Annotated in this window: 28 protein-coding genes and 1 riboswitch; of the genes, 14 read left to right on the forward strand and 14 right to left on the reverse strand. The window is 71.4% G+C overall.

Annotation, left to right across the window (positions count from 1 at the left end; genetic code table 11):
- Positions 1-19: 19 nt before the first annotated feature.
- A riboswitch (ZMP/ZTP riboswitch) is annotated at positions 20-102 on the reverse strand.
- Between the two features lie 19 nt (positions 103-121).
- Positions 122-526: a GNAT family N-acetyltransferase gene (locus OM076_RS25970; protein ID WP_270043012.1), complete on the reverse strand. Its 405-nt coding sequence runs from the start codon at positions 524-526 to the stop codon at positions 122-124.
- Between the two features lie 254 nt (positions 527-780).
- Between OM076_RS25970 and OM076_RS25975 the strand changes: the two genes are divergently transcribed.
- A complete protein-coding gene (locus tag OM076_RS25975; RefSeq protein WP_270043013.1) occupies positions 781-1,485 on the forward strand; it encodes an endonuclease domain-containing protein in 705 nt (234 codons plus the stop codon).
- Here OM076_RS25975 and OM076_RS25980 read toward each other — a convergent pair.
- Positions 1,438-2,643, reverse strand: coding sequence for a class I adenylate-forming enzyme family protein (locus OM076_RS25980; RefSeq protein WP_270043014.1), 1,206 nt, complete (start codon positions 2,641-2,643; stop codon positions 1,438-1,440). The genes OM076_RS25975 and OM076_RS25980 overlap by 48 nt on opposite strands.
- Positions 2,644-2,666: 23 nt before the next feature.
- Here OM076_RS25980 and OM076_RS25985 point away from each other — a divergent pair, with 23 nt between their 5' ends.
- The 5 genes from OM076_RS25985 (at position 2,667) to OM076_RS26005 (ending at position 5,854) form a co-directional block, all read left to right on the forward strand.
- On the forward strand, positions 2,667-2,816 hold the full coding sequence (locus OM076_RS25985) for a hypothetical protein (RefSeq protein WP_270043015.1): 150 nt from the start codon (positions 2,667-2,669) through the stop codon (positions 2,814-2,816).
- Positions 2,817-2,886: 70 nt separating this feature from the next.
- Positions 2,887-3,705: a 1,4-dihydroxy-2-naphthoyl-CoA synthase gene (gene menB / locus OM076_RS25990; protein ID WP_270043016.1), complete on the forward strand. Its 819-nt coding sequence runs from the start codon at positions 2,887-2,889 to the stop codon at positions 3,703-3,705.
- On the forward strand, positions 3,702-4,592 hold the full coding sequence (locus tag OM076_RS25995; RefSeq protein ID WP_270043017.1) for a 1,4-dihydroxy-2-naphthoate polyprenyltransferase: 891 nt from the start codon (positions 3,702-3,704) through the stop codon (positions 4,590-4,592). Before menB ends, OM076_RS25995 begins: the two co-directional genes overlap by 4 nt.
- On the forward strand, positions 4,592-5,587 hold the full coding sequence (locus OM076_RS26000) for a mandelate racemase/muconate lactonizing enzyme family protein (RefSeq protein ID WP_270043018.1): 996 nt from the start codon (positions 4,592-4,594) through the stop codon (positions 5,585-5,587). Before OM076_RS25995 ends, OM076_RS26000 begins: the two co-directional genes overlap by 1 nt.
- Positions 5,588-5,602: 15 nt before the next feature.
- Positions 5,603-5,854 carry a hypothetical protein gene (locus tag OM076_RS26005; RefSeq protein ID WP_270043019.1) on the forward strand — a complete coding sequence of 84 codons (252 nt, stop codon included), beginning with the start codon at positions 5,603-5,605 and terminating at the stop codon, positions 5,852-5,854.
- Here OM076_RS26005 and menH read toward each other — a convergent pair.
- Complete coding sequence (gene menH / locus OM076_RS26010) at positions 5,818-6,564, reverse strand: 2-succinyl-6-hydroxy-2,4-cyclohexadiene-1-carboxylate synthase (protein ID WP_270043020.1); 747 nt, start codon at positions 6,562-6,564, stop codon at positions 5,818-5,820. The genes OM076_RS26005 and menH overlap by 37 nt on opposite strands.
- 11 nt (positions 6,565-6,575) lie before the next feature.
- On the opposite strand from menH, the gene menD reads away from it, so the two are divergent.
- From menD to OM076_RS26025, 3 genes are all read left to right on the forward strand, one after another.
- Positions 6,576-8,306: a 2-succinyl-5-enolpyruvyl-6-hydroxy-3-cyclohexene-1-carboxylic-acid synthase gene (gene menD, locus OM076_RS26015; protein ID WP_270043021.1), complete on the forward strand. Its 1,731-nt coding sequence runs from the start codon at positions 6,576-6,578 to the stop codon at positions 8,304-8,306.
- A 12-nt stretch (positions 8,307-8,318) separates the two neighbouring features.
- On the forward strand, positions 8,319-8,576 hold the full coding sequence (locus OM076_RS26020) for a hypothetical protein (protein ID WP_270043022.1): 258 nt from the start codon (positions 8,319-8,321) through the stop codon (positions 8,574-8,576).
- A gap of 67 nt (positions 8,577-8,643) precedes the next feature.
- Positions 8,644-8,913: a hypothetical protein gene (locus OM076_RS26025; protein ID WP_270043023.1), complete on the forward strand. Its 270-nt coding sequence runs from the start codon at positions 8,644-8,646 to the stop codon at positions 8,911-8,913.
- Here OM076_RS26025 and OM076_RS26030 read toward each other — a convergent pair.
- The 8 genes from OM076_RS26030 to OM076_RS26065 form a co-directional block, all read right to left on the reverse strand.
- A complete protein-coding gene (locus OM076_RS26030) occupies positions 8,910-10,265 on the reverse strand; it encodes an isochorismate synthase (protein WP_270043024.1) in 1,356 nt (451 codons plus the stop codon). The genes OM076_RS26025 and OM076_RS26030 overlap by 4 nt on opposite strands.
- Positions 10,266-10,342: 77 nt before the next feature.
- Positions 10,343-10,840 (reverse strand): acetolactate synthase small subunit, encoded by a 498-nt coding sequence (gene ilvN, locus OM076_RS26035; RefSeq protein WP_372518081.1) that lies wholly within the window; start codon positions 10,838-10,840, stop codon positions 10,343-10,345.
- Positions 10,841-10,903: 63 nt separating this feature from the next.
- Positions 10,904-12,583 carry a biosynthetic-type acetolactate synthase large subunit gene (gene ilvB, locus OM076_RS26040; RefSeq protein ID WP_372518082.1) on the reverse strand — a complete coding sequence of 560 codons (1,680 nt, stop codon included), beginning with the start codon at positions 12,581-12,583 and terminating at the stop codon, positions 10,904-10,906.
- Positions 12,584-12,668: 85 nt separating this feature from the next.
- Entirely contained in the window at positions 12,669-12,956 is a 288-nt protein-coding gene (locus OM076_RS26045; protein ID WP_270043027.1) for a hypothetical protein, read from the reverse strand.
- Positions 12,953-13,138: a hypothetical protein gene (locus OM076_RS26050; protein ID WP_270043028.1), complete on the reverse strand. Its 186-nt coding sequence runs from the start codon at positions 13,136-13,138 to the stop codon at positions 12,953-12,955. Before OM076_RS26050 ends, OM076_RS26045 begins: the two co-directional genes overlap by 4 nt.
- 34 nt (positions 13,139-13,172) lie before the next feature.
- Positions 13,173-13,355: a hypothetical protein gene (locus OM076_RS26055; RefSeq protein ID WP_270043029.1), complete on the reverse strand. Its 183-nt coding sequence runs from the start codon at positions 13,353-13,355 to the stop codon at positions 13,173-13,175.
- A 64-nt stretch (positions 13,356-13,419) separates the two neighbouring features.
- On the reverse strand, positions 13,420-14,052 hold the full coding sequence (locus OM076_RS26060) for a hypothetical protein (protein WP_270043030.1): 633 nt from the start codon (positions 14,050-14,052) through the stop codon (positions 13,420-13,422).
- A 40-nt stretch (positions 14,053-14,092) separates the two neighbouring features.
- Complete coding sequence (locus OM076_RS26065; RefSeq protein WP_270043031.1) at positions 14,093-14,317, reverse strand: hypothetical protein; 225 nt, start codon at positions 14,315-14,317, stop codon at positions 14,093-14,095.
- Positions 14,318-14,391: 74 nt separating this feature from the next.
- On the opposite strand from OM076_RS26065, the gene OM076_RS26070 reads away from it, so the two are divergent.
- Positions 14,392-16,920, forward strand: a complete 2,529-nt coding sequence (locus OM076_RS26070) for a putative bifunctional diguanylate cyclase/phosphodiesterase (RefSeq protein ID WP_270043032.1) — start codon at positions 14,392-14,394, stop codon at positions 16,918-16,920.
- Positions 16,921-17,046: 126 nt separating this feature from the next.
- On the opposite strand, the gene OM076_RS26075 is transcribed toward OM076_RS26070, so the two are convergent.
- On the reverse strand, positions 17,047-17,298 hold the full coding sequence (locus OM076_RS26075) for a hypothetical protein (protein ID WP_270043033.1): 252 nt from the start codon (positions 17,296-17,298) through the stop codon (positions 17,047-17,049).
- A gap of 134 nt (positions 17,299-17,432) precedes the next feature.
- On the opposite strand from OM076_RS26075, the gene rpsD reads away from it, so the two are divergent.
- Positions 17,433-18,056 (forward strand): 30S ribosomal protein S4, encoded by a 624-nt coding sequence (rpsD, locus tag OM076_RS26080; protein WP_270043034.1) that lies wholly within the window; start codon positions 17,433-17,435, stop codon positions 18,054-18,056.
- Positions 18,057-18,120: 64 nt separating this feature from the next.
- Positions 18,121-18,690: a hypothetical protein gene (locus OM076_RS26085; RefSeq protein WP_270043035.1), complete on the forward strand. Its 570-nt coding sequence runs from the start codon at positions 18,121-18,123 to the stop codon at positions 18,688-18,690.
- A 26-nt stretch (positions 18,691-18,716) separates the two neighbouring features.
- On the opposite strand, the gene OM076_RS26090 is transcribed toward OM076_RS26085, so the two are convergent.
- Both OM076_RS26090 and OM076_RS26095 read right to left on the reverse strand, forming a co-directional pair.
- Positions 18,717-19,439, reverse strand: a complete 723-nt coding sequence (locus tag OM076_RS26090) for a hypothetical protein (protein ID WP_270043036.1) — start codon at positions 19,437-19,439, stop codon at positions 18,717-18,719.
- Positions 19,436-20,314, reverse strand: a complete 879-nt coding sequence (locus OM076_RS26095) for an ABC transporter ATP-binding protein (protein ID WP_270043037.1) — start codon at positions 20,312-20,314, stop codon at positions 19,436-19,438. Before OM076_RS26095 ends, OM076_RS26090 begins: the two co-directional genes overlap by 4 nt.
- Before the next feature lie 110 nt (positions 20,315-20,424).
- On the opposite strand from OM076_RS26095, the gene OM076_RS26100 reads away from it, so the two are divergent.
- Both OM076_RS26100 and OM076_RS26105 read left to right on the forward strand, forming a co-directional pair.
- The gene (locus OM076_RS26100) at positions 20,425-21,588 is read left to right on the forward strand and encodes a sensor histidine kinase (RefSeq protein ID WP_270043038.1); all 1,164 of its coding nucleotides are present in this window, start codon (positions 20,425-20,427) and stop codon (positions 21,586-21,588) included.
- Entirely contained in the window at positions 21,585-22,235 is a 651-nt protein-coding gene (locus OM076_RS26105; protein ID WP_270043039.1) for a response regulator transcription factor, read from the forward strand. Before OM076_RS26100 ends, OM076_RS26105 begins: the two co-directional genes overlap by 4 nt.
- The last annotated feature ends 11 nt before the right edge of the window (positions 22,236-22,246 follow it).

A 22,246-nucleotide genomic window follows, 5' to 3' on the forward strand; every position in this document is an offset into this window, starting at 1 on the left:
TCCTCGTTTGATCGCGTTCGAAGAATGCCCAGGCGCGCGACCGTACGACGCTCGCCGCTCCCCGGTGGTTATTCCACCTAAGCGCCAGTTGCGACGGCCAAAGCCAATGTAGCGAGGACGCTCAACCGAGCGCACGCACCCAACGGCCGATCTCGACGTCGTCCTTGTAGCCGGCGGCGCGCCACAGCCCCTCGGCCTGCGTGTCGCCGCGGCCGACGAGCGCGGTGACCTTCGGCGCCCCCTGCGCCTTGAGCCGCGTCTCACCCGCCTCGACGAGCCGTCGCGCGATCCCCGCGCGCCGGTGGCCGGGTGTGACCGCGAGCCGGTACATGTTCCCGCGCCACCCGTCGAACGCGGCGATCAGCGCGCCGACGATCTCTTGATCGCTCTCATAGACCAGGAGCGCACCGTCATCGAGCCGCTCGATCGCCTCGAGCGTGTCTTCGGTCTCAGCGTGCCCCGAGCGTGCTTCTCCCCAAAGCGCTAGGACGGCCGGAAAGTCGTGGGACGTGGCGTTTCGTATCACTTCCTTGACGGTATTGGCACGAATCTGTCTTGAGCCGTGAGGGGGTGTTCCGTTTTGGTTCAGAGGGGGTGAACCAAAACGAACTACCCCCTCCATGGATCATCGCCGCGCGCCAGCACGGCGTGATCAGAGCGCGCCAACTCGGGCTGAGCAAGGCCGGAATCGCGGAGTGGGTTCGAACCGGCCGCGTCCACCCCCTTTACCGGGGTGTTTACGCCTACGGCCACAGCGCTCTTTCCCAGAAGGGCGAGTGGATGGCGGCGATTCTCGCCGCCGGTGACGGAGCCGCGCTGACCGGGATGGGCGGCGCCGCCCTCATGCGCGTCAATCGGTACGCAGCGAGACGGATCGACGTGCTCGTTCCGAAGCCGCGCAAGTCCCAGCCGGGCTTCGTCGCGCACACCTGCCGGAACCTCGACCCCCGCGACATCGTGATCGTCGACCGGATCCCCGTCGCCACTGTCGCCCGCGTCCTCGTCGACCTGACCGACGATTACGACGCCGAGGAGATCGCGAACGTGATCCACGAGGCGGCCCACTGGAACAAGTTCGACTTCGACGCGACCGTCGCCGCGATGGGACGGGCGAACGGGCGGCGGAACCTCAAGGTGCTCGAGGAGGCGCTGCGAATGCATCTGCGCGGGAGTGCCGGAAGCAAGAGCCGGGTCGAGCGGCGTTTCCGGCGGTTGGTGGTCGGCGCGGGGCTGCCCGCGCCGGTGGTCAACGTCGTGATCAACGGCTTCGAGGTCGACGCCTACTGGCCCGGTCTCTGTGTCGAGGTCGACGGCTTCGGGCACCGGCGTGAGCGCTCGAAGATCGAGGACCGCATCAAGGACGCGGCACTGCGAGCGGCGGGCTACACGGTCCTGCGGTTCACCGAGGACGACGTCGACTTCCGGCCCGCGTGGGTCCTAGCGCAGCTCGCGGCGCAGCAGCTTCCCCGACGCGTTGCGGGGTAGTGAAGGGACGGGCTCGATCGTCTTCGGGATCTTGAAGCGCGCGAGGCGGGTGGCGGCGAAATCGCGGAGCTCGCCGGGCTCCAGCGGCGTTCTCAGGACGACGTGGGCGGTGACGGCCTCGCCCCACTCGGCGTCCGGGCGGCCGAAGACCCCCGCCTCCGCCACGGCCGGGTGGGCGAGCAGCGCCGCCTCGACCTCGCTCGGCATGACATTCTCGCCGCCGCTGACGATCGTGTCGACCTTGCGGCCGAGGACCCGCAGGCGGCCGCGCTCGTCGAGCTCGCCCAGGTCGCCGGTCTCGAGGCGGCCGGAGACCGTGGGGCCGTCGACGACGATCTCGCCGTCGGACGCGATCGTCACCGAAAGGCCCGCGAGCGGCTGCCCGGAGGTCTCGGTGTCCCCCACCTCCGCGACCGTGACCGCAGAGCACGCCTGCGTCAGCCCGTAGGTGGGCGCGACGGGCCAGCCCGCGTCGCGGGCGCGCGTCAGCAGCGTGGGATCGGCGGGCGCGCCGCCGAGCATCACCACGCGCAGCGAGGGCGGCGGGTCGCGGTCCAGCAGCCGCCCGAGTTGGGTCGGAACGAGCGAGGCGATCGTGATGTCCGTGCGGTCGGCCGGCCCGAGCACGGCGGTCGTGCCGTAGATCGCCGACCGCAGCAGCACCATCAGCCCGCCGACGTGGCTGAGCGGAAGCGGGCACAGCCACCGCTCGTGGCGATCATGGCCGAGGGCGACGGCACACGCGAGCGCGTTGTGGAGGATCTGGCCGAGCGTCAGCACGACCGGCCGCGGCGTCCCGGTCGTGCCCGAGGTGTGGACGACGAGGGCGGGTGTTGAGAGGGCGGGTGGCGCGGCCCGGCGCGGCGCACGGCGCGACGGTGTCGTCGGGAGCGGGGCGTCGATCACGATCGACGCACCCGCCAGGCGCGGGGACGGTTCGCGGAGGTCGACCGGGACCGCCGCGGCACCCGCGAGCAGGCAGGCGTGCAAAGCGACCGCGAAGTCCAGGCCCGGTTCCAGCGCGATCGCGACCCGCTCGGCGCCGCGCAGCGACTCGGCCGCGGCGCTCGCCCGCGCGAACAGCTCGCCATAGGTCAGGGTTTCCTCAGAAGCCTGAACGGCAGTCCAGTTTGGATCGGCGCGCTCCAGCCAGTGCATTCCCTGGAGGTTAGGATCGCGAGATGGGCGACACGCTTGGATCGGCCATCGGCGAGTTGTGGCCGTTGTGGCGCCCGCAGGAGCTCGAGCGGATCGCGGTGCTGGAGCGTGCGGTGCGCAGGCTGGGCGAGCTGACCGAGGCCGACCGGCGGGAAGCGCAGGAAGAGGCCTGAACGCGCTCGTCCGGGACCTGCGCGCCGCCCTGGAGTCGAGCGACGGTGCGCCGCCGCTAGGCTCAGCGCCGTGAATTGGACCTCGGCCGCCGACTACGAAGACATCAAGTACGAGCTCAGCGGCGACGGCATCGCGAAGATCACGATCAACCGTCCGGAGGTGCACAACGCGTTCCGGCCGGAGACGCTGATCGAGGTCTCCGACGCGCTCGAGAAGGCGCGCGAGGACACGACGGTCGGCGTGATCATCTTCACCGGCCAAGGTGACAAGGCCTTCTGCAGCGGCGGCGACCAGCGCGTCCGCGGCGACACGGGCTACGTCCCCGGCGGCCAAGCCGTCGGCCGTTTCCACGTCACCGACCTGCACGTCCAGATCCGCCGCCTCCCCAAGCCCGTGATCGCGATGGTCGCGGGCTGGGCGATCGGCGGCGGCCAGGTCCTGCATCTTGTCTGCGACCTGACGATCGCCGCCGACAACGCCCGCTTCGGGCAGACCGGCCCCAAGGTCGGCTCCTTCGACGGCGGCTACGGCGCGAGCCTGCTCAGCCGCCAGATCGGCCCAAAGAAGGCCAAGGAATTCTGGATGCTCTGCCGCCAGTACGACGCGCAGCAGGCGCTCGACATGGGCCTCGTGAACACCGTCGTCCCGCTCGCGGAACTCGAGACCGAGACGGTCCAGTGGTGCCACGAGATGCTCGCCCTTTCCCCCTTCGCACTCCGCCTCATAAAGGCGAGTTTTCACGCTGAGGAGGACGGCCTGGGAGGAATCCAGCAGCTGGCGCACGACGCCAACCTGCTCTTTTACGCCAGCGACGAGGCGAAGGAAGGGCGCGAGGCCTACAAGGCCAAGCGCACCCCGGACTTCGCCCAATTCCCCAAACGGCCTTGAGCCCGCTCCATATCTGGCTGATGGCCGCCCGGCCGCGGACGCTGCCGGCGGCAGCGGCTCCCGTGCTGGTCGGCACCGCCTACGCGGCGACCCTCGGGACCTTCAAGGTCCTGACCTTCATCGCGACCCTCCTCGGCGCGCTCCTGATCCAGATCGGGACGAACCTCAGCAACGACTACTCCGACGCGCGCCGCGGCGCGGACACCGAGGACCGACTCGGCCCCGTCAGGGTGACCGCCGGCGGCCTCGTCCCGCCCAAGCAGGTCCTGATCGCCACCTACGTCGCGTTCGGCCTCGCCGTCCTGGTCGGCGTCTACCTGATCGTCACCGCCGGCTGGCAGATCCTCTTGATCGGCGTCCTGTCGATCCTCGCGGGCGTGCTCTACACCGGCGGCCCGCGCCCGTACGGCTACGAGGGACTCGGCGAGGTCTTCGTCTTCCTCTTCTTCGGGCTCGTGGCGGTGACCGGCACGTTCTTCGCCCAGCGCGAGGAGTTCACCTGGGAGTCGTTCGTCCTGGCCGTGCCCGTCGGCCTCCTGGCCACCGCGATCCTGATGGTCAACAACACCCGCGACCTCGAGACCGACCGGCGGGCGGGCAAGAAGACGCTCGCGGTCAGGCTCGGGCGCGAGCGGGCGCGGCTCGGCTACGCGCTGCTGATCTACGGCGCGTTCGCCACCGCCCCGCTGGCCTGGGTCTTCGGCGGCGAGCACCTGACGCCGTGGCTGCTGCTGCCGTGGCTGGCGCTGCCGATGGCGGCGCCGATCGTCCGGGTCGTCCGCAACCGCGTCGACGGCCCGAGCCTCAACGGCGCGCTCGCCCGCACCGGCATGCTGCAGCTCGTCTTCTGCGTCCTGTTGAGCGCCGGACTGCTCCTCTCGCGCTGATGGTCAAACTCTCGGTCCGCACGGTCCGGTACGCGCTGCGCGCGCCGCTCCGGGCGGCCTGGGGCGAGCTGCACGAGCGCGAGACCCTGCGGATCCGCCTGGAGTTCCCGGACGGCATGTACGGCGAGGGCGAGGCCGCCCCGCTGGAGCCCTACGACGGCGTCTCGCTGGCGTCCGTGAGCGCGGCCATCGACGCCTACGCGGAGGTACTGCGGGGCGTCGAGCCGAGCGCCGACCTGCTCGCCGCCTGCAAGGCCGAGCGCGATCTCCCCCAGGCGTTGGCGGCGATCGATCTCGCCCTCTGGGACCATGCGTCCCGGCGCACGCAGACGCCGCTGGCGAAGCTCATCCACCCGCTGGCCAACGACGAGGTCGCCGTCAACGCGACGATCGGCGCCGACGACCGCGCGGGCGCCGCCGAGGCCGCCTCCACCGCCGTGCGCGACGGCTTTCGCTGCGTGAAGGTCAAGGTCGGGATCGGCGACGACGCGGGCCGGCTGGCCGCTGTCCGCGCCGCGGTCGGGCCCGACGTCCTGATCCGGGTGGACGCCAACGGCGCGTGGGCGACGCCCGAGGAGGCGCTCGCGAACCTCCGCGCGCTGGCGCCAGTGGGTCTCGAGCTGTGCGAGGAGCCCGTCCACGGCGTCGAGGCGCTGCGCGCCGTCGCGTCCGAGTCCCCGGTGCGGATCGCGATGGACGAGACGCACGCGCCCTCCTCCGGCGCCGCCGAGCTCGTGTGCCTGAAGATCTCGCGCGGCGGCATCTCCGCCGTGCTCGACGATGCGCGCAAGGCGCGTGCGGCGGGCAGCAGCGTCTACCTCACGTCGACGTTCGACGGGCCGCTCGGGATCGCCGCCGGCGTGCACGCCGCGGCCGGCCTGCGCATCTCGCGCGCATGCGGTCTGGCCACCCTCCAGAACTTCGCCGAACCCACCGGAGCGCCGGAGCCGCGGGGCGGATCGATCGCCGTGCCTTCCGTTCCAGGGTTGGCATGACGTAGGGTTTGTTGCATGGCACCGGAATGGCCTGAGACGCCGGACGACAAGGTCGATCCCGCGCTCGCACCACTCATCGAAGCCGGCGAAGGCGAGAGCGAAGGCTTCGAGCTCGCCGAGAGTGATCTCATCGAGAACACCGAGCACGGCGACCAGCACACCACCGATCCGATCATGCGCGACAGCGCAGCGTTCGACTCGCTACTCGAAGAGGACTTCGAGGGCGACGACTACGCAGAGGCGGACGAAGAAGACAAGGACTGGTAGATCGCGTCGGCTACCGCGGCCGGCATCTCGAGCTGGACCGCGTGGCCGGCGCCCTCCACCACCACGAGCCGGGCGTTCGGTAGCCGGGCGAGCATCGCCTCGGCGGTGGCGCGGAACTTCGCGTCGCGCTCGCCGACGACCAGCGTGACCGGGATCGCCAGCTCACCCAGGCGCTCCCACAGTGGTTCCATCACGCCCGTCCCGAGGCCGCGCAGCGCCGACGCGAGCCCCTGCGGCGTGTTGCGCAGCCGATCGGCGTACGCCGCGGCGGCGACCCGCTCCGGCTGGCCGGCGAACAGCGACTGCGAGCCCCACTCGCGGGCGAAGGTCTCGATGTCGAGCGTCTCGAGCCGGTCGGCGAGCGCGTCGTCCGCCGCGCGGCGCTCCGCTCGCGCGGCGGGATCCGCGAGCCCCGGGCTCGCACCCACGAGCACGAGCCGCGTGACGATCTCGGGCCCGAGCGTCAGCGCCGTGTGCAGGGCGATCCGCCCGCCCATCGAGTAGCCCGCGAGGGTGAACGTCCGCGCCGGCGAAAGGGCGCGAACGTAGGCCGCGCAAGCATCGAAGCTCGGCGTCCGGTGCGCCGCCTGGCCGTGGCCAGGGAGGTCCGGGACCAGCGCGCGATAGCGTCCCTGCAGCGCCTGCGCCGTCCGCCGCCAACTCTGGCGGGTCTGTGTGAAGCCATGCAGGAGGACGAGCGCAGGTTCCATCACGCCCAATCATGCCCGGAACCGACACTTACCTCGGCCTGCGCGCGTTCGTCGACGAACTCGTGCGCTGCGGCCTGCGCGACGCGATCACCTCCCCCGGCTCGCGTTCCACCCCGCTGGTGCTCACGCTCGCGCGTGAGTCACGCCTGCGCGCCACGTCCCACCTGGACGAGCGGAGCGCGGCCTTCTTCGCCCTCGGCCTGGCCAAGGCGACCGGCATTCCCGCCGTGCTCGCCTGCACGAGCGGCACCGCCGCCGCCAACTACGCCCCCGCGGTGATCGAGGCGCATGAGGCGCGCGTCCCGCTGATCGTGCTGACCGCCGATCGCCCGCCCGAGCTGCGCGACGTCGGCGCCGGGCAGACGATCGACCAGGTCAAGCTCTACGGCACCGCCGCCAAGTGGTACTTCGAGGTCGACGACCACCCGGCGTCCGCGGCCCGCGTGCGCTGGCTGCGGCAGGTCGCCTGCCGCGCGTTCTACACGGCGATCGACGGCCGGCCCGGTCCGGTGCACCTGAACTTCGCGCTGCGCGAGCCGCTGGTGCCCGACGGCGACGGCGTGCCGGACGTCGACATCGCTCCCGGCCGGGAAGGCGGGCGGCCGTGGGTGACGCGGCCGCTGACGCTGCACCGGGCGTCGCCGCGGCTGCTGGAGGGCCTCGAGAGCGAGCTGCTGACGCGGCCCAAGATCGTCGTCGTCGCCGGGCGGGCGGAGCGCGACCCGCGCCTGGCCGAGACGATCGCCGCCTTCGCGGAACGGGCCGGCGTGCCGTTGCTGGCGGAACCGCTCTCCGGCGCCCGCCGCGGCCCCGTCGCGATCGCCCACTACGACGCGCTGCTGCGCGATCCCGACTGGGCGGCGCGACACACACCGGACCTCGTCCTGCGCTTCGGCGACCTCCCGACCTCCAAGCCGCTGCGCACCTGGCTTGCCGGCTTGGACGGCGCGTTGCAGATCGCGTTCGACGCGGAGAGCGCGTGGCAGGACCCCGCGGGTGTCGTGGCCACGATCGTCAGCGCCGATCCGCGCGCGACGCTCGAGACGCTCACCGGCAAGCTCCCGCGCAAGCGCAAGGACACGTCGTGGCTCGACGACTGGCATGACGCCGACCGGGCGGCTTCGCGGGCGATCGCCGAGATCGTCGGTCCGGCGGGGCTCAACGAGCCGCGCGTCGCGGCCGAGCTCGGCACGCTCCTGCCGGCCGAGGCGACGCTCGTCGTCGCGTCCTCGATGCCGATCCGCGACGTCGAGACGTTCTTCCCCGCCCGTGAGGCGCCCTTCCGCGTGCTCTCCAACCGGGGGGCGAACGGGATCGACGGGACGGTCGCGACCGCCTTCGGGGTCGCGGCGGCCGGAGGCGGCCTGACCGTGCTGCTGATCGGGGACGTCGCCCTCGCCCACGACGTCGGCAGCCTGCTCGCCGCGTCCCGCCTCGGCCTGAAGCTCGTGATCGTGCTGATCGACAACGACGGCGGCGGCATCTTCCACTTCCTTCCGGCCGCCGGCCAGGGCGCGGCGTTCGTCGAGCACATCGCGACCCCGCACGGACTCGACTTCGCCCACGCCGCCGCGCTCTACGGCGTCGGCTACGAGCGGGCCGCGGACGTCGACAGCTTCCGCGCGGCCCTCAGCCGCGCCGCCGTCGCCGAGCGGACGACGATCATCTGCGTCCGGACCAACCGCGAGAACAACGTCGATCTGCACCGCCGCGTCTGGGAGTCCGTCCGAGCCGCCACGTAATTTTCCGCGCCTATGGCCGACGCCCAGACCACGCTGATCGAGGTGGACGCCACCGCTCCGTCGACCCGGCGGACGACGTCCAAGGGCATCGGCCCGGGCGACATCGTCGAGATCGACAAGCGCGGCCGCCGCTTCCACGCGCTGGTCACCGAACTCGAACAGCTCGAGACCGGCCGCTTCGAACTCGTCCTACGCCCGCTCGACTCGCGCATCTCCTACCGCACCGCCTCGGTTCGAGAAGTGATCGAAGTGTGGCGCCGGGCACGCTAATTTTCAGATCCTGAGCGACGACGACCCACAGATCGGCTACCAGGCCCTCCCCCGCGGCGTCGCGATCGTGACGACCGACGGCGTCACCATCGGCACCGTCGACAAGGTCCTGGACAACGCCCGCGAGCACATCTTCGACGGCATCGTCGTCAAGACCGACACGGGCCGCCGCTTCGTCGACGCCCCCGAGGTCGCCCGCATCTCGCTGCGCCAGGTCAACCTCACGATCGACTTCGCGCAGGCGTCGCAGCTCCCCGAGTACAGCGGCACGCTGGGATCGGTGGACACCAAGGTCCGCCGTAGCGGCCGGCGCTGGTGGCGCCGGCTCTTTCGCTAGCCGGCGAGAATCGGGAGCAGCGCTCCCAGCTTGATCTCGGTCTCGTTGAGCTCGGAGGCAGGATCGGAGTCGCGGACCACACCCACGCCCGCGTAGAGCCGCGCCTCGTGGCCGCGTAGGAGCGCGCAGCGCAGCGCGACGCAGAACTCGCCGTCGTCGTTGGCGTCCGTCCAGCCGACGGCGCCCGCGTACCAGCCGCGGTCCAAGCCCTCCAACACCGGGATCTGGGGTGCGGCGGCGGCGTGGGGCTCGCCGCCGACGGCGGGGGTCGGGTGCAGCAACCCGGCGAGCTCGACCGCGCTCAAAGGCTGGGCGAGCTGCGCGCGGATCGGGGTGGCGAGGTGCTGGATGTTCGCGACCTTGATCAGGGTCGGCTCGTCCGGGGTGGCGACCCAGACCGAGTGCGGGCGCAGCGCGCGGGCGATGCGGCGGACGACGATCGCCTGCTCCTCGCGATCCTTGCGCGACTGCAGCAGCTGCTCGCCGAGGTGGTCGTCGACGGCGGGATCGGCGGAGCGGCGCGTCGAGCCGGCCAGCGCGACGGTCTGCGCGCGCTGGCCGTCGCGGCGGATCAGCAGCTCGGGCGAGGCGGCGACGAAGGCCGCGTCACCGCGTCCGGCGCAGAAGACGTAGCACGACTCAAAGCCCGACCGCAGCACGCCGAAGACGGCCGCGGCGTCGTGCGGCGTGGGCGCGTGGACGGTGACCTCCCGCGCGAGCACGATCTTCTCGAAGGCGCCCGCGCGGATGCGTTCAACCGCACGCGCGACCGCGCCCTCGTAGTGCTCGGGCGGGGCGACCGAGTCGACGCGGAAGCGCCCGACCGGCGCCGGGTCCAGCAGCGGCAGCGGCTCCAGACGCAACCTCGCCGCGCGGGCCTCCAAGCGGGCCGCGAGCTCCTCGGCCACGTCGTCGGGGGCGACCAGTGCGGCCAGCGTCAGGCGAACGTCGTCCCCGCGCCGCGCCAGCGCCACCTCCGGCACGATCAGGTCCGCCGCGTCGAACCCCGCCCAGTGCGGCGCGTGGCCGCCGTCAGGCGCGAACGCGAAGCCACCCACCGCCACCAGCCCCGCGCCCGGAGGCCCGTCGGGCGGATCGGCGACCGCGCCCGCCGTCAGCTCCCGCCAGGCCGTCGCGACCCGCTTGAAGCGATCGGGCCCTGAGGAGACGAGCCGCGTGACGGTCCCCAGCGCCGCGATCGCGGAGCGGTCGCGATCCGGCTGCTCGAAGCAGAACCAGTCCTCGCCGTCCACCCGCGACGCGAACACCACGGCGCTCGGATCGACCGACGCGCCGACGCGGGTCGTGAAGCCCACCAGCACCGGCCGCCCCGCCCGCCGAGCCCGGCGCACGGCACGCTCGACACGTGCCCGCAGCGCCTGGGCATCGACGGCCAGCCCGCCGCCGGGCAGGAGATGACCGAGTTGGGTCAGGTCTCGCCCCGCCCACGCGAGATGGCGATCTCGCCGGTGCGCGCCATCTCGATCAGGCCGAACGGGCGGACCATCCGCTCGAACGCCTCGATCTTGTCCCACGACCCCGTGACCTCGATGATCACCGAGCGCTTGGACACGTCGATGATCTTCCCGCGGAAGATCTCGACCATCTGCATGACCTCCGCGCGGGTGGAGCCGTCGGCGGCGACCTTGAAGAGCGCCAGCTCGCGCGCGACCGTCTCGGTCGGCTCCAGGTCGCGGATCTTGATGACGTTGACCAGCTTGTGCAGCTGCTTGGTCACCTGGTCGATCGGGTGCGTCGCGCCGTCGAGCGTGATCGTGATGCGCGAGAGCGTCGGGTCGTCGGTCGGACCGACCGCCAGCGTGTCGATGTTGAACCCGCGTCGCGCGAACAGGCCCGCGATGCGGGTCAATACGCCCGGCTTGTTCTCGACCAGGATCGAGAGGATGTGCTTGCGGCCGGTGCGCAGGCCGACGGACGCCTCCAGCTCCTCGAGCGAGAGGATCTCCTTGGTTCCAGGTTCACCCACGGGTCAGCCCACCATTTCCCGGGCAGCGGCGCCCGGCGCGATCATCGGATACACGTTCGCCTCGCGCGTGACCTTCACGTCCACGACCACGGGGCCGGGAGTGGCCAGCGCGGCCTTCAAGTCGTCCACCAGCGTCGTCTTGTCGGTGAGCAATAGGCCCGTGGCGCCGTAGGCCTCGGCGAGCTTGACCCAGTCCGGCCAGGTGCCCATGTCGACGTTGGAGTAGCGGCGGTCCCAGAACAGCTCCTGCCACTGGCGGACCATGCCGAGGTAGCCGTTGTCCATGATCACGCACTTGACCGGGATGTCGAACTGGCGGGCGGTGGCGAGCTCCTGGATGTTCATCTGGAACGAGCCGTCGCCGGTCAGCAGCACGCTCGGGACGTCCGGCACCGCGACGGCGGCGCCGATCGCGGCGGGCAGGCCGAAGCCCATCGTCCCCAGGCCGCCGGAGTTGATCCAGCGCCGCGGCTGCGTGAAGTGGAAGTACTGCGCGGCCCACATCTGGTGCTGGCCGACGTCCGAGGACAGGATGCAGTCCCCGTTGTTCGTCGCCGTGTAGAGCGACTCCACGAGGTACTGCGGCTTGATCTCGGTGTCCGTGGAGTCGTCGTAGCGCAGCGGGTACTGGGCGCGCCAGTGCTCGATGCGCTCCCACCAGCCGGCGAGCCGCGAGTCGTCGGGCTCAAGCGCCCGGTACTCGCCCACCAGCCGGGCCAGGACGCGCTTCGCGTCACCCACGATCGGGATGTGCGCCGGCACGTTCTTGGAGATCTCGGCCGGATCGATGTCGATGTGGATGAACTTCGCCCGCGGCGCGAACTCCGACAGCTTGCCGGTGATGCGGTCGTCGAAGCGGGCGCCGATCGAGACGATCAGGTCCGCCTCGTCCATCGCGTAGTTCGCCGTGCGGGTGCCGTGCATGCCCAGCATGCCGAGCCACTGCGGGTGCGGAGCAGGGAACGCACCGAGGCCCATCAGCGTGCACGTGACCGGGAAGTTGCCGCTCGCCGCCAGCTCCCGCAGCTCCTCCGACGCGTCGGAGTTGACGACGCCGCCGCCCGCGTAGAGCACCGGCCGGCGCGCGTTGGCCATCGCCTTGGCGGCGAGGCGGATCTGCTTGGAATTGCCCTCGACGGTCGGCTGGTAGCCGGGAAGGTGGACGTCCTCGACCGGCTGGTAGTCGATCTCCGCGCGGCTCAGGTCCTGCGGGATGTCCACGAGCACGGGCCCGGGACGGCCGGTGCGGGCGATGTGGAACGCCTCGTGCACCACCCGCGGGATCTCGGCCGGATGCTGGATGACGAAGGAGTGCTTGACGATCGGCATCGTGATGCCGAACGTGTCCGCCTCCTGGAAGCCGTCGGTGCCGAGCAGCTCGGTCCGCACCTGGCCGGTGAAGGCCACCAGCGGCACGGAGTCCATCATCGCGTCCGTCAGCGGCGTGACGATGTTCGTCGCCCCCGGGCCGGAGGTGGCGAACACGACGCCCACGCGGCCGGTCGCCTTGGCGTAGCCCTCGGCCGCGTGACCGCCGCCGGCCTCGTGGCGTACGAGGATGTGACGGATGCCGGCGTCGACGAACGCGTCGTAGGTCGGGAGGTTCGCGCCGCCGGGGTACCCGAATACGACGTCGACACCTTCCGCCTTGAGGCATTCCATGATGGCGTCGACGGCACGCATCATCCGTAACTCAGCTCCTTCTTGCAGCGGGGGGTCTCGGGGGACGGCAGCCCCCCGGCCAAATCCACGAAGTGGAACAGCGAGTTTAGCTTCGCTGGAGCGCCGCGGATTCCGGCTCGATTCCCACCTCGGGGAAGTCGAGATCCGTCCCGCAGCGCATGCACATCGCGTCGTGCAGCTTGACGACCTTCCCGCAGGTCGGGCACTGGCGCCGCACTTCGTCGCGTTCGGAGCGGTACGCGAGTGCGACGACGAGTCCGATCACCGGCACGACGGCGCCGATGATCGCCCAGATGAAGAACGACGAACCGCGTATGCGACCCACGATCCCGGTCATCAGACCGAACCAGATCGCGAGCAGCAGGTAGATCACAGGTTGCGCAAGGCCCAGAGCACCGCCCAGATGACTCCGGCGATCAGCAGCAGGCCGAAGACCAGGGAGACAAGGCCGGCAAGAGCCGCGACGACGAACTTGAACAGGAGGATCGCGACGAACGCCACGATGATCCACGCGATCGCCTTACGGACGAGGGAGCCAGACGAGGATTTGCCCATGCCGGGCAATGTACCTCGCCTGACTCAAGAAGCGCTAATCGTGTGCGCGCTTTAGGTGCGCGAAGCGCTCGGCGCGAGCGACCTCGCGGTCCTCGAGCCGCAGGCGGGCGATCCGGTAGCGACGGACGGCGGCGTCGGAGCGGCCGGCGGTCGGAACGAGGGTGAGACGTCGCACCGGCAGTCCGGCGGAGGAGAGCGAGGCGGCGGCGGGGGTCATGCCGACAATAGTGCTGCGTGCGCGGCCGGTTCGGCATGTACCGGCGGCTGAATGTTCACCACCCTCAACTATCCACTCGGTCGAGTTTGGCCGCTGCGTCGATTGCGGGGCGCACGCGCTTGGGCAACCGGCGGCGCACCCGCCAGCGCGCACCCACGAAGGCGTGGTTGGCGACCGTCGCGAAGCCCTGCTCGTCCGCGCGCAGGGCGAGGAGCAGGTGGGCGATGCGATCCGACGACGGCAGGTCGGGGTCGGTCGCCCGCACGCACCAGCAGTGCACGCGCCGCCCGCGGACCAGCAGCGCACCCGCCTCCCCCACGAGCCAGACGCCGAGCGTCCCGCGTTCCACCACGAGTCCCGTGCGCGCGTGAAGCTCGCGGGCGCGGTGATCGACGAGGTCGCCCAGCAGTCCGAGCGCGGTCCGCTCGGCGGCGGCGCCGGCGGGCACCTTCGGCTTGACCACCTTCGCGCCGCGGTTGGCGTAGAGCTCCGGGATCGCCCACGCGTGCACGAGCATGATCACGCCGACGGCGACCGTCACCGGGTCCAGCAGGATCAGGATGATCGAGAGCGCGAGCATCGGCGCGACCTGCACGGCCGTCGACGCCGTCCAGGACCACCCGATCAGGCTCAACCGCCCCGCGTCCATGCGCGGCCGCCAATGCACGGCCGCGGTCTCGGGGAGCGTCGCGCTCATTCTAAAGCCCACATAAGGGGCCAGACCCCTTATGTTCCCTTTAGCCGCCGGCGATCGGGCGGCGGAGGATCACGAGCTCGGCGTCGAGCGGCAGCTCGCTGACCTGGGTCGCGCGGCCTTCGCCGTGGTTGACGACGGCGTAATACCCGTTGTCCAACTCGGCGCGCAGGGCGGCGACGGCGGTCTCGACCGACGCCGGATCGGCGGGCGTCCACTCCGCCAGGGTCGTGTGACCGGTGTTGTCCATGCGGATGAGGCGTGCCATGAACCGAAGCTTACGCCCGGTTTCTGGACGCTTCTCCGGTCAAGAACCTTCTTGGCGCGCCGACTACCGAACCGATGGACGATTCGACGAGCAAGCCGCGTCCCCGCTTCATTCCGACGCGCGAGGCGTTCGTCTGGCTCTATGTCGTCGCCCTCGCCGTCGTCGGCGCGGTCGCCTGGGGCCTGTTCATCCACGGCGAGTCCCCCCACGCCGACCCGCACCTGCCGTGGTGGGCGGTCGCGCTCGGGTTCGCCTTCGCCGAGGTGTGCGTCGTCCACGTCCGCTTCCGCCGCAGCGCCCACTCCTTCTCGCTCGCCGACCTCCCGTTCGTCTTCGGGCTCGTCTTCGCCTCCGGCGACGCGTTCGTGATCGGCGCGCTCGTCGGCACCGGCATCGTCTGGGGCCTGATCCGCCGGCTGGAGGTCGTCAAGCTCTGCTTCAACCTCGCCCAGCTCGCGCTCGCCGCCAGCCTCGCGGCGGGAATGCTCCGCCTCGTCGCGGGCGATGCCGACGCGCTGCAGCCCGCGACGTGGGTCGGCCTCTATGCCGCGACGCTCTCCAGCGGCGCGCTCACGATCCTCCTGCTCGGCGGCGCGATGGCGATCGCCGAGGGCGACGTCCGCCCGCCGATGCTCGTCCAGATGTTCGCCACCGACGCGCTGGTCACGCTGATCAACGCGTCGATCGCGATCGCCGCCGCGCTCGTCGTCGCCACCGACCCGCGCGCCGTGCCGGTGCTGCTCGTCCCGGCACTGACCGTCTTCGCCGTCTACCGGGCGTACATCCGCGAGCGCCAGCGCCACGAGCGGCTCGAGTTCCTCTACGACGCGAACCGGACTTTGAGCCGCTCGCCCGAGGTCGCCGAAGCGCTCGAGGCCCTGCTCGCCCGCTCGCTGGAGGCCTTCAACGCCGACGTCGCCGAGGTCCTGCTCTTCACGGGCGAGGGTGAGCCGCTGCGCACCACCCACGGCCCGGGCGACCATCGGGTGACGATGGAGCCGACCGATCGCGCGATCGCCGAGGAGCTCGCCGGCCTGGTCGACGCCGAGAACCCGGTCGTCTCGCTCACGCCGCCGTTCGGCTCGCCGCACCTGCGCGCGCACATGCAGTCGCGCGGCATCCGCCACGCGATGATCGCCATGCTGCCCGGCGAGGAGCGCACGATCGGCACGATCATGCTCGCCAACCGCGTCGGCCTCGAGCGCTCCTTCGGTGCCGACGACCTGCGCCTGCTGGAGGCGCTGGCCAACAACGCCGCCGTCGCGCTGCAGTACGACCGGCTCGAGCAGGCGGTCAACAAGCTGCAGTCGCTGCAGGACCAGCTGCATCACCAGGCCTACCACGACCCGCTCACGGACCTCCCGAACCGCACGCTGTTCATGGAGCGGGTGAAGCTCGAGCTGGCCGCGGAGCGCCTGATCGCCGTCCTCTTCATCGACGTCGACGACTTCAAGACCGTCAACGACTCGCTCGGTCACCACATCGGTGACGGCCTGTTGATCTCGGTCGCCGAGCGCCTGCGCGGGTGCGTGCGGCCCGAGGACACCGTGGCGCGCCTGGGCGGCGACGAGTTCGCGGTGATGATCCCCGGCGTCGACGACCCGCTCGCCGACGGCCGGTCCGTCGCGCGGCGGATCCTCAAGGCCTTCGAGCTGCCCGTCGAGGCGGGTACGGAGCTCGTGTCGGTGAAGCTGAGCGTCGGCCTGGCGTCGAGCGAGCAGAGCTCCGGCGACAGCGACGAGCTGATCCGCAACGCCGACGTCGCCATGTACCAGGCGAAGTCCAAGGGCAAGGCGCGCTTCGAGCTCTTCGAGCCGCAGATGGCCTCCGCCGTCCTGCGCCGCCACGACTTCAAGGAAGAGCTGGCGAAGGCGATCGAGCGCGAGCAGATGATCGTCCAGTACCAGCCGATCGTCGCTTTGGATTCCGGCCGGATCGTCGCCGCCGAGGCGTTGGTGCGCTGGGAGCATCCGGTGCGCGGGCTCGTCCCGCCCGCCGAGTTCGTGCCGCTGGCCGAGGAGACCGGGCTGATCGTGCCGCTCGGCCGTCACGTCCTCCGCGAGGCCTGCCGTCAGGCACGCCGCTGGCAGGACGCGGAAACGGATCCGGACGTCGAGCCGATCCGCATGCACGTCAACCTCTCGGTCGCCGAGCTGCGTGACCCGGGCCTGGTGGACAACGTGTTGGCCTCGATCCAGGAGTCCGGCATCGAGCCGGGCCAGCTCGTGATCGAGATCACCGAGTCCCAGCTGGTCGCCGCGGCAGGTGTGGAGCGCTTCCATGAGCTGCGCAAGCTGGGCGTCAAGATCGCGCTCGACGACTTCGGCACCGGCTACTCGTCGCTGTCCTACCTGCACTCGCTCCCGCTGGACACGCTCAAGATCGCCAAGCCGTTCATCGACGGGCTGACATCCGGGCGCCGCGAGTCCTCCTTCGTCGGCATGATCGTCGACCTCGCGCGCACGCTCGACCTCGAGGTCATCGCCGAGGGCATCGAGACCGCCGAGCAACTGGCCGCGCTGCGCGAGCTGAAGGCCGGCCTCGGCCAGGGCTACTTCCTCGGCCGCCCCAGCGCCGCCCCGCCGCGCCTCGCGCGCACCTAGATCAAGCGTCCAGGCTTAACGACGAAGCGCCCCGTGCGGGGCGCTTCGGTCAAGCTCGGCCGCCCCGCGCAAGGGGGACGCGAAGGGGGTGGCGGCTGCGAGCTGCGGTGTGGTGCGTCGGAGGTACTAAAGGTGCTTGTAGGCCACCCGCGTGATCGCCCAGGTGAGCAGCAGGCCGGCGACGCAGCTGACGGCGGAGCCGATGTGCGCGGTCGACGCGAACCCGAAGGCGAACAGCGCCAGCGAGGGCCCGACGATGAAGAAGCCGAGCAGGAACGTCAGGGCACTGAGCCCCGTGATGAAGGCGTGGCGACGGTCGGTGGAGACCTTGGTCTCGGCGACGCGCTTGCCGGCGGGGAAGTTGATGACCTGACCCATGTCCCAATGGTTCCACCTCCCGGGCCTTTCCTTAATAGGACGAATGTCCGTCTCGCCTACATGGGGTCTAGACCCCATGCCACTGTGTTAGGGTGCCCTAACTAATCCCGACCGCAGCAGTAGGAGAATTGTAGATGGGGCGTTACACCGGACCAGTTGAGAAGCTCTCGCGCCGCGAGGGCGTGGAGCTCTTCCTGAAGGGTGAGCGCGCCCTGAACGGCAAGTCGGCGCTCGAGCGCCGCGGCGACGCGCCTCCCGGCCAGCACGGCCAGGCGCGGCGCAAGAAGCCGTCGATCTACCAGACCCAGCTGCGCGCCAAGCAGACCGCCAAGCGCTACTACGGCATCCGCGAGGGCCAGTTCCGCCGCTACGTGCAGAAGGCCAACCGGATGCACGGCGTGACCGGCGAGGAGCTGCTGAACCTGCTCGAGCGGCGCCTCGACAACGTCGTCTACCGGCTCGGGTTCGCCGGCACGCGCGCCCAGGCTCGCCAGTTCGTCAACCACGGCCACGTGCGCGTGGACGGCAAGAAGGTCGACATCGCCTCCTTCCTGGTCAAGGAGGGGCAGACGATCGCGATCCACGGCCCCGTCCGCGAGGTCGCCGCCGCCAGCACCGAGCTGACCGGCGTGGTCAGCGGCTGGCTGCAGACGGACTTCGAGGCGCTCGAGGGCAAGGTGCTGCGGTTGCCGGTGCGGTCGGACATCAACGCGCCGGTCAACGAGCAGCTGATCGTCGAGCTGTACTCCCGCTTGTGAGTGACCCCGGCAACCGTCTTGTGGCGGCCTCAGGCGCGGGTTTCGGGGATTCCGGAGTGCCGCGATGAGCGGGTGTCCTGCGCACGCGGAGCTGGCGCTTTCGGTCGCCTACGACCTCGGCTGCGCGCTCGACGGGACCGACGCCGCGCTCGCCGCTTTGGCCGCTGAGCTGGCGCCGGGCGACCCGTTCGACGAGCTCGAGGCCGTGCGCGCGCTGTGCGGCACGTTCGGCCGCGGCCCGGCGCTGCTCTTGCCCGACGTCCTGCGCTCGCGCGCCGGCGATCCGGCGGGCGTCGCGCTGGCGGTCGCCGCGGCGGCCCGGCGCGCGGGCCTCGGGATCGACGTCGTCGGTCATGACGACACGCTCCTGCTCGCGCACCCGGACACGCCGCTGGTGGTCGAGGCCGGCGGGCGCATCCTCGACGGCCGCACCCTCGGGGTCGACCTGGAGTGGCGCTGCGCGCACGAGACGGCGGCGACGATCCTGGACCGGATCTCCGGCCGCGCCGAGCGCACCGGCGACCTGGCGCTGGCCACCGCCGCCCGCGCGCTGACACTCACGCTGCCGCTCGAAGACGACTCGCGCGACTACCGCGTCCGCGAACACGCCCGCCTGCTCAGTCGCTTGAACTGACGCGCAGGCGGCGTCGCGGCCCAAGATCACGCGGCGCGGATCTCGCCGCGGGCGATCCGGACGAGGCCGATCGCCAGCGGCAGGACGAGCCACACCGCCTGCGAGACCGCGAACTGGGCCCACTCGTGGGCGGTCAGCGCGCGATCGGTCATCGACGACGTCGTGCGCGTCACGTCCAGCCACTGGGCCGCGTCATTGAGAAACGGGATCGAGCCGAGCGCCGCGAAGCCGAAGGGCAGGACGAAGTACAGGACGATCGCCGGCGCCGAGCTGAGGAAGGCGGAGCCGAACGCGACCCCGGTGAGGATCGCGGTCACACACAGCAGCGCGATCTGCAGGAAGACGACGCCGCCCAGCGTCCAGGCCCCGCCGACGGCCACGGTGGCCACGGCGGCGACGACGATCGCCAGCGCGAGGACGACCGCGCCCAGGACCACGCTCGCCGCGATCTTCGCGCCCATCACGCGCAGCCGGCGCGGGACGAGCGTGAACGTGATCAGGGCCGTGCGCTGCGACCACTCCGAGCTGACCAGCAGGATGCCCACGATCGGCAGCAGGACGCTTGCGGGGAAGGTCGCCAGGGCCAGCAGGTCGCGGAAGATCAGGTCGTCGGGGTCGCCGAAGATGCACAGCGCGGCGACGACGATCAGCGTCAACGCAGCCACAGTGAGCTGCAACCAGAAGCCCGCGCGGGTGTCGACCATCTTGCGCAGCTCGACGAGCGTCAGCCGCGGGAACGAAACGGTCATGCCGGCACCTCGGTGAGGTCGAAGAAGAGCTGTTCGAGGCCGGCCCCTTCGGACGGGCCGAGGTGGGTGAGGATCACCGCGCCGCGCAGCGCGGCCGCGCCGACCGCCTCCGCTTCCGCGTCGACGAGGAACGATCCGTCGACCTCCTGGAACTCCAGGTCCGAGGCCTGCAGCGCGGCGGCGAGCTCTTCGGCATCGGTCGCCCGCACGAGCACGCCCGCGCCGGAGAGCAGCTCCTCGCGGGAGCCGTCGGCGACGATCCGCCCCTGGCCGATGATCAGCAGCCGGTCGGCGACCGCCTCGACCTCGAGCAGCAGGTGCGAGGAGAGCAGGACGGTGCCGCCGCGATCGGCGAAGTCGCGCAGCAGGCCGCGCATCCAGCGGATGCCCTCGGGATCGAGCCCGTTGGCCGGCTCGTCGAGGATCAGGACCTCGGGGTCGCCCAGCAGGGCGTGCGCGAGCCCGAGCCGCTGACGCATGCCCAGCGAGTACTGCCGCACCCGCTTGCGCGCGGCGCTCTTGTCCAGCCCGACGACGCCGAGCAGCTCGTCGACGCGCTCCGCCGGCACGCCCATCATCTGCGCGGACACGGCGAGCGCCTCGCGCCCGCGGCGGCCGGGATGCTGCGCTGAGGCATCGAGCAGCACACCCACCCGCTTTCCCGGATTCTCGAGCTCGCGGTAGTGGCGGCCGAGCACGGCCGAGCCGCCCGCCTCGGGGTCCGAGAGGCCCACCAGCATCCGCATCGTCGTGGTCTTGCCGGCCCCGTTGGGTCCGAGGAACCCGGTCACGGTCCCGGGCTCGCACCGGAACGAGACGTCGCTCACCACGGTGCGCCCACCGAGGCGCTTCGTGAGTCCTGTCGCTTCGATCATGCCGGCAGCATCGACGTTGCGCGGCCGCGTGAAATCAGCCGTGAGTCGATGCCGGGATCGACTTCAGTAGGGGGTCGAGCGGGCCGTCCGCGCCTACATTCAGACGTGCGATGACCGCACGCCGCTACATGCTCCCAGGCGCCCTGCTCGAGGAGCCGGGCGCCAAGCGCACGGCGCGCGACTGGCTCGTCGACTCGCTGTTCATGCTGCTGGCGATCGGGATCGGCCTGCTCGTCTTCAGCCCGACCGAGGACCAGCACGGTGACCTGGCCTCGCTGATCGACGTCGCGAGCGGCGTGATCGGCTGGATCGCGCTGTGGTGGCGGCGGCGGTGGCCCGTCGGCGTCGCGGTGCTCACCATCACGCTCAGCGCGTTCTCGGCGTTCGTGGCCGGCGCCGCGCTGATCGCGCTCTTCAACGTCGCGCTGCGCGGGTCGCGGCGCGCCCTGATCGCCACGACCGCGCTCGGCCTCGCCGCCTCGACGGTCTTCTCGCTGATCTACCCGGACCCCGACCTGCCGTTCGTCTTCGCGGTCCTGTTGTCGGTGCTGATCACGCTCTTCGTGATCCCCTGGGGCCTGTTCACCCGCGCGCAGCGCGACCTCCTGCGCAGCGCCCGCGAGCGCACCCGCCAGCTCGAGGCCGAGCACCGGGCGCGGGTGGAGCAGGCGCGTGAGGCCGAACGGCGGCGGATCGCCGGCGAGATGCACGACGTGCTCGCCCACCGGCTCTCCTTGCTCAGCGTCCACGCCGGCGCCCTGGAGTTCCGCCCGGATGCGCCCCCGGCGGAGATCGCCGAGGCCGCGGGCGTGATCCGCGCCAACGCCCGCGAGGCGCTGCAGGAGCTGCGCGAGGTGATCGGGGTCCTGCGGTCCGACGCCGACGGCGTCGTCCCGCCGCAGCCGACGCTGGACGCGATCCCGCGGCTGATCGAGGAGTCGCGCGCGGCGGGGATGAAGGTCAGCGCGCAGGTCGACGTCCAGGGCGGTGACGTCCTGCTCGGGCGCACGGCCTACCGGGTCGTGCAGGAGGGCCTGACCAACGCGCGCAAGCACGCGCCCGCCGCCGCCGTCGAGGTGCACGTCGCCGCCGAGGACGCGCTGGTGGTCGAGATCGTCAGCCGGCGCTCCGCCCTCCCGGTCGCGGCCGGGCCGGGCGGGAGCGGGCTGATCGGGCTCGCGGAGCGGGTCGAGCTGGCCGGCGGCGCGCTCGAGCACGGCCCCAACCCGCGCGGCGACTTCGTGCTGCGCGCGACGCTCCCGTGGACGCCATGATCCGCGTCCTGCTCGTCGACGACGACGCGATGGTGCGCTCCGGCCTGCGGATGATGCTCGCCGGCGCGGCGGGCGTCGAGGTCGTGGGTGAGGCGGGTGACGGGCGCGAGGTGCTTCCCGCGGTCGACCGCCACCGCCCCGACGTGGTGCTGATGGACATCCGCATGCCCGTCGTCGACGGGATCGAGGCGACGCGGCTGCTGCGCGCCCAGCCCTCGCCCCCGTCCGTGATCGTCTTGACGACCTTCGACGCCGACGAACTGGTCCTGCGGGCTCTGCGGGCGGGCGCTGCCGGGTTCCTGCTCAAGGACACGCCACCGCCGGAGATCGTGCGGGCGATCGAGCACGTGCACGCCGGCGAGGGGATGCTCTCGCCGACCGTGACCCGGCGCCTGATCGCGCTGGTCGCGGGCGACGACGGCGGGCGGGGCGAGGCGGCGCGGGCGCGGTTGGAGGGGTTGAGCGCCCGCGAGCGCGAGGTCGCGTGCGCGGTGGGACGCGGCGCCGCCAACGCCGAGATCGCGGCCGAGCTGCACATGAGCGTGGCGACCGTCAAGGCGCACGTGTCCCGGCTGCTGGTGAAGCTCGAAGTCGAGAACCGCGTCCAGGTCGCGCTGCTCGTCCAGGAAACACAATTGCCGGGCTGAGCCAATAAGGG

Source organism: Solirubrobacter ginsenosidimutans (assembly GCF_027587205.1).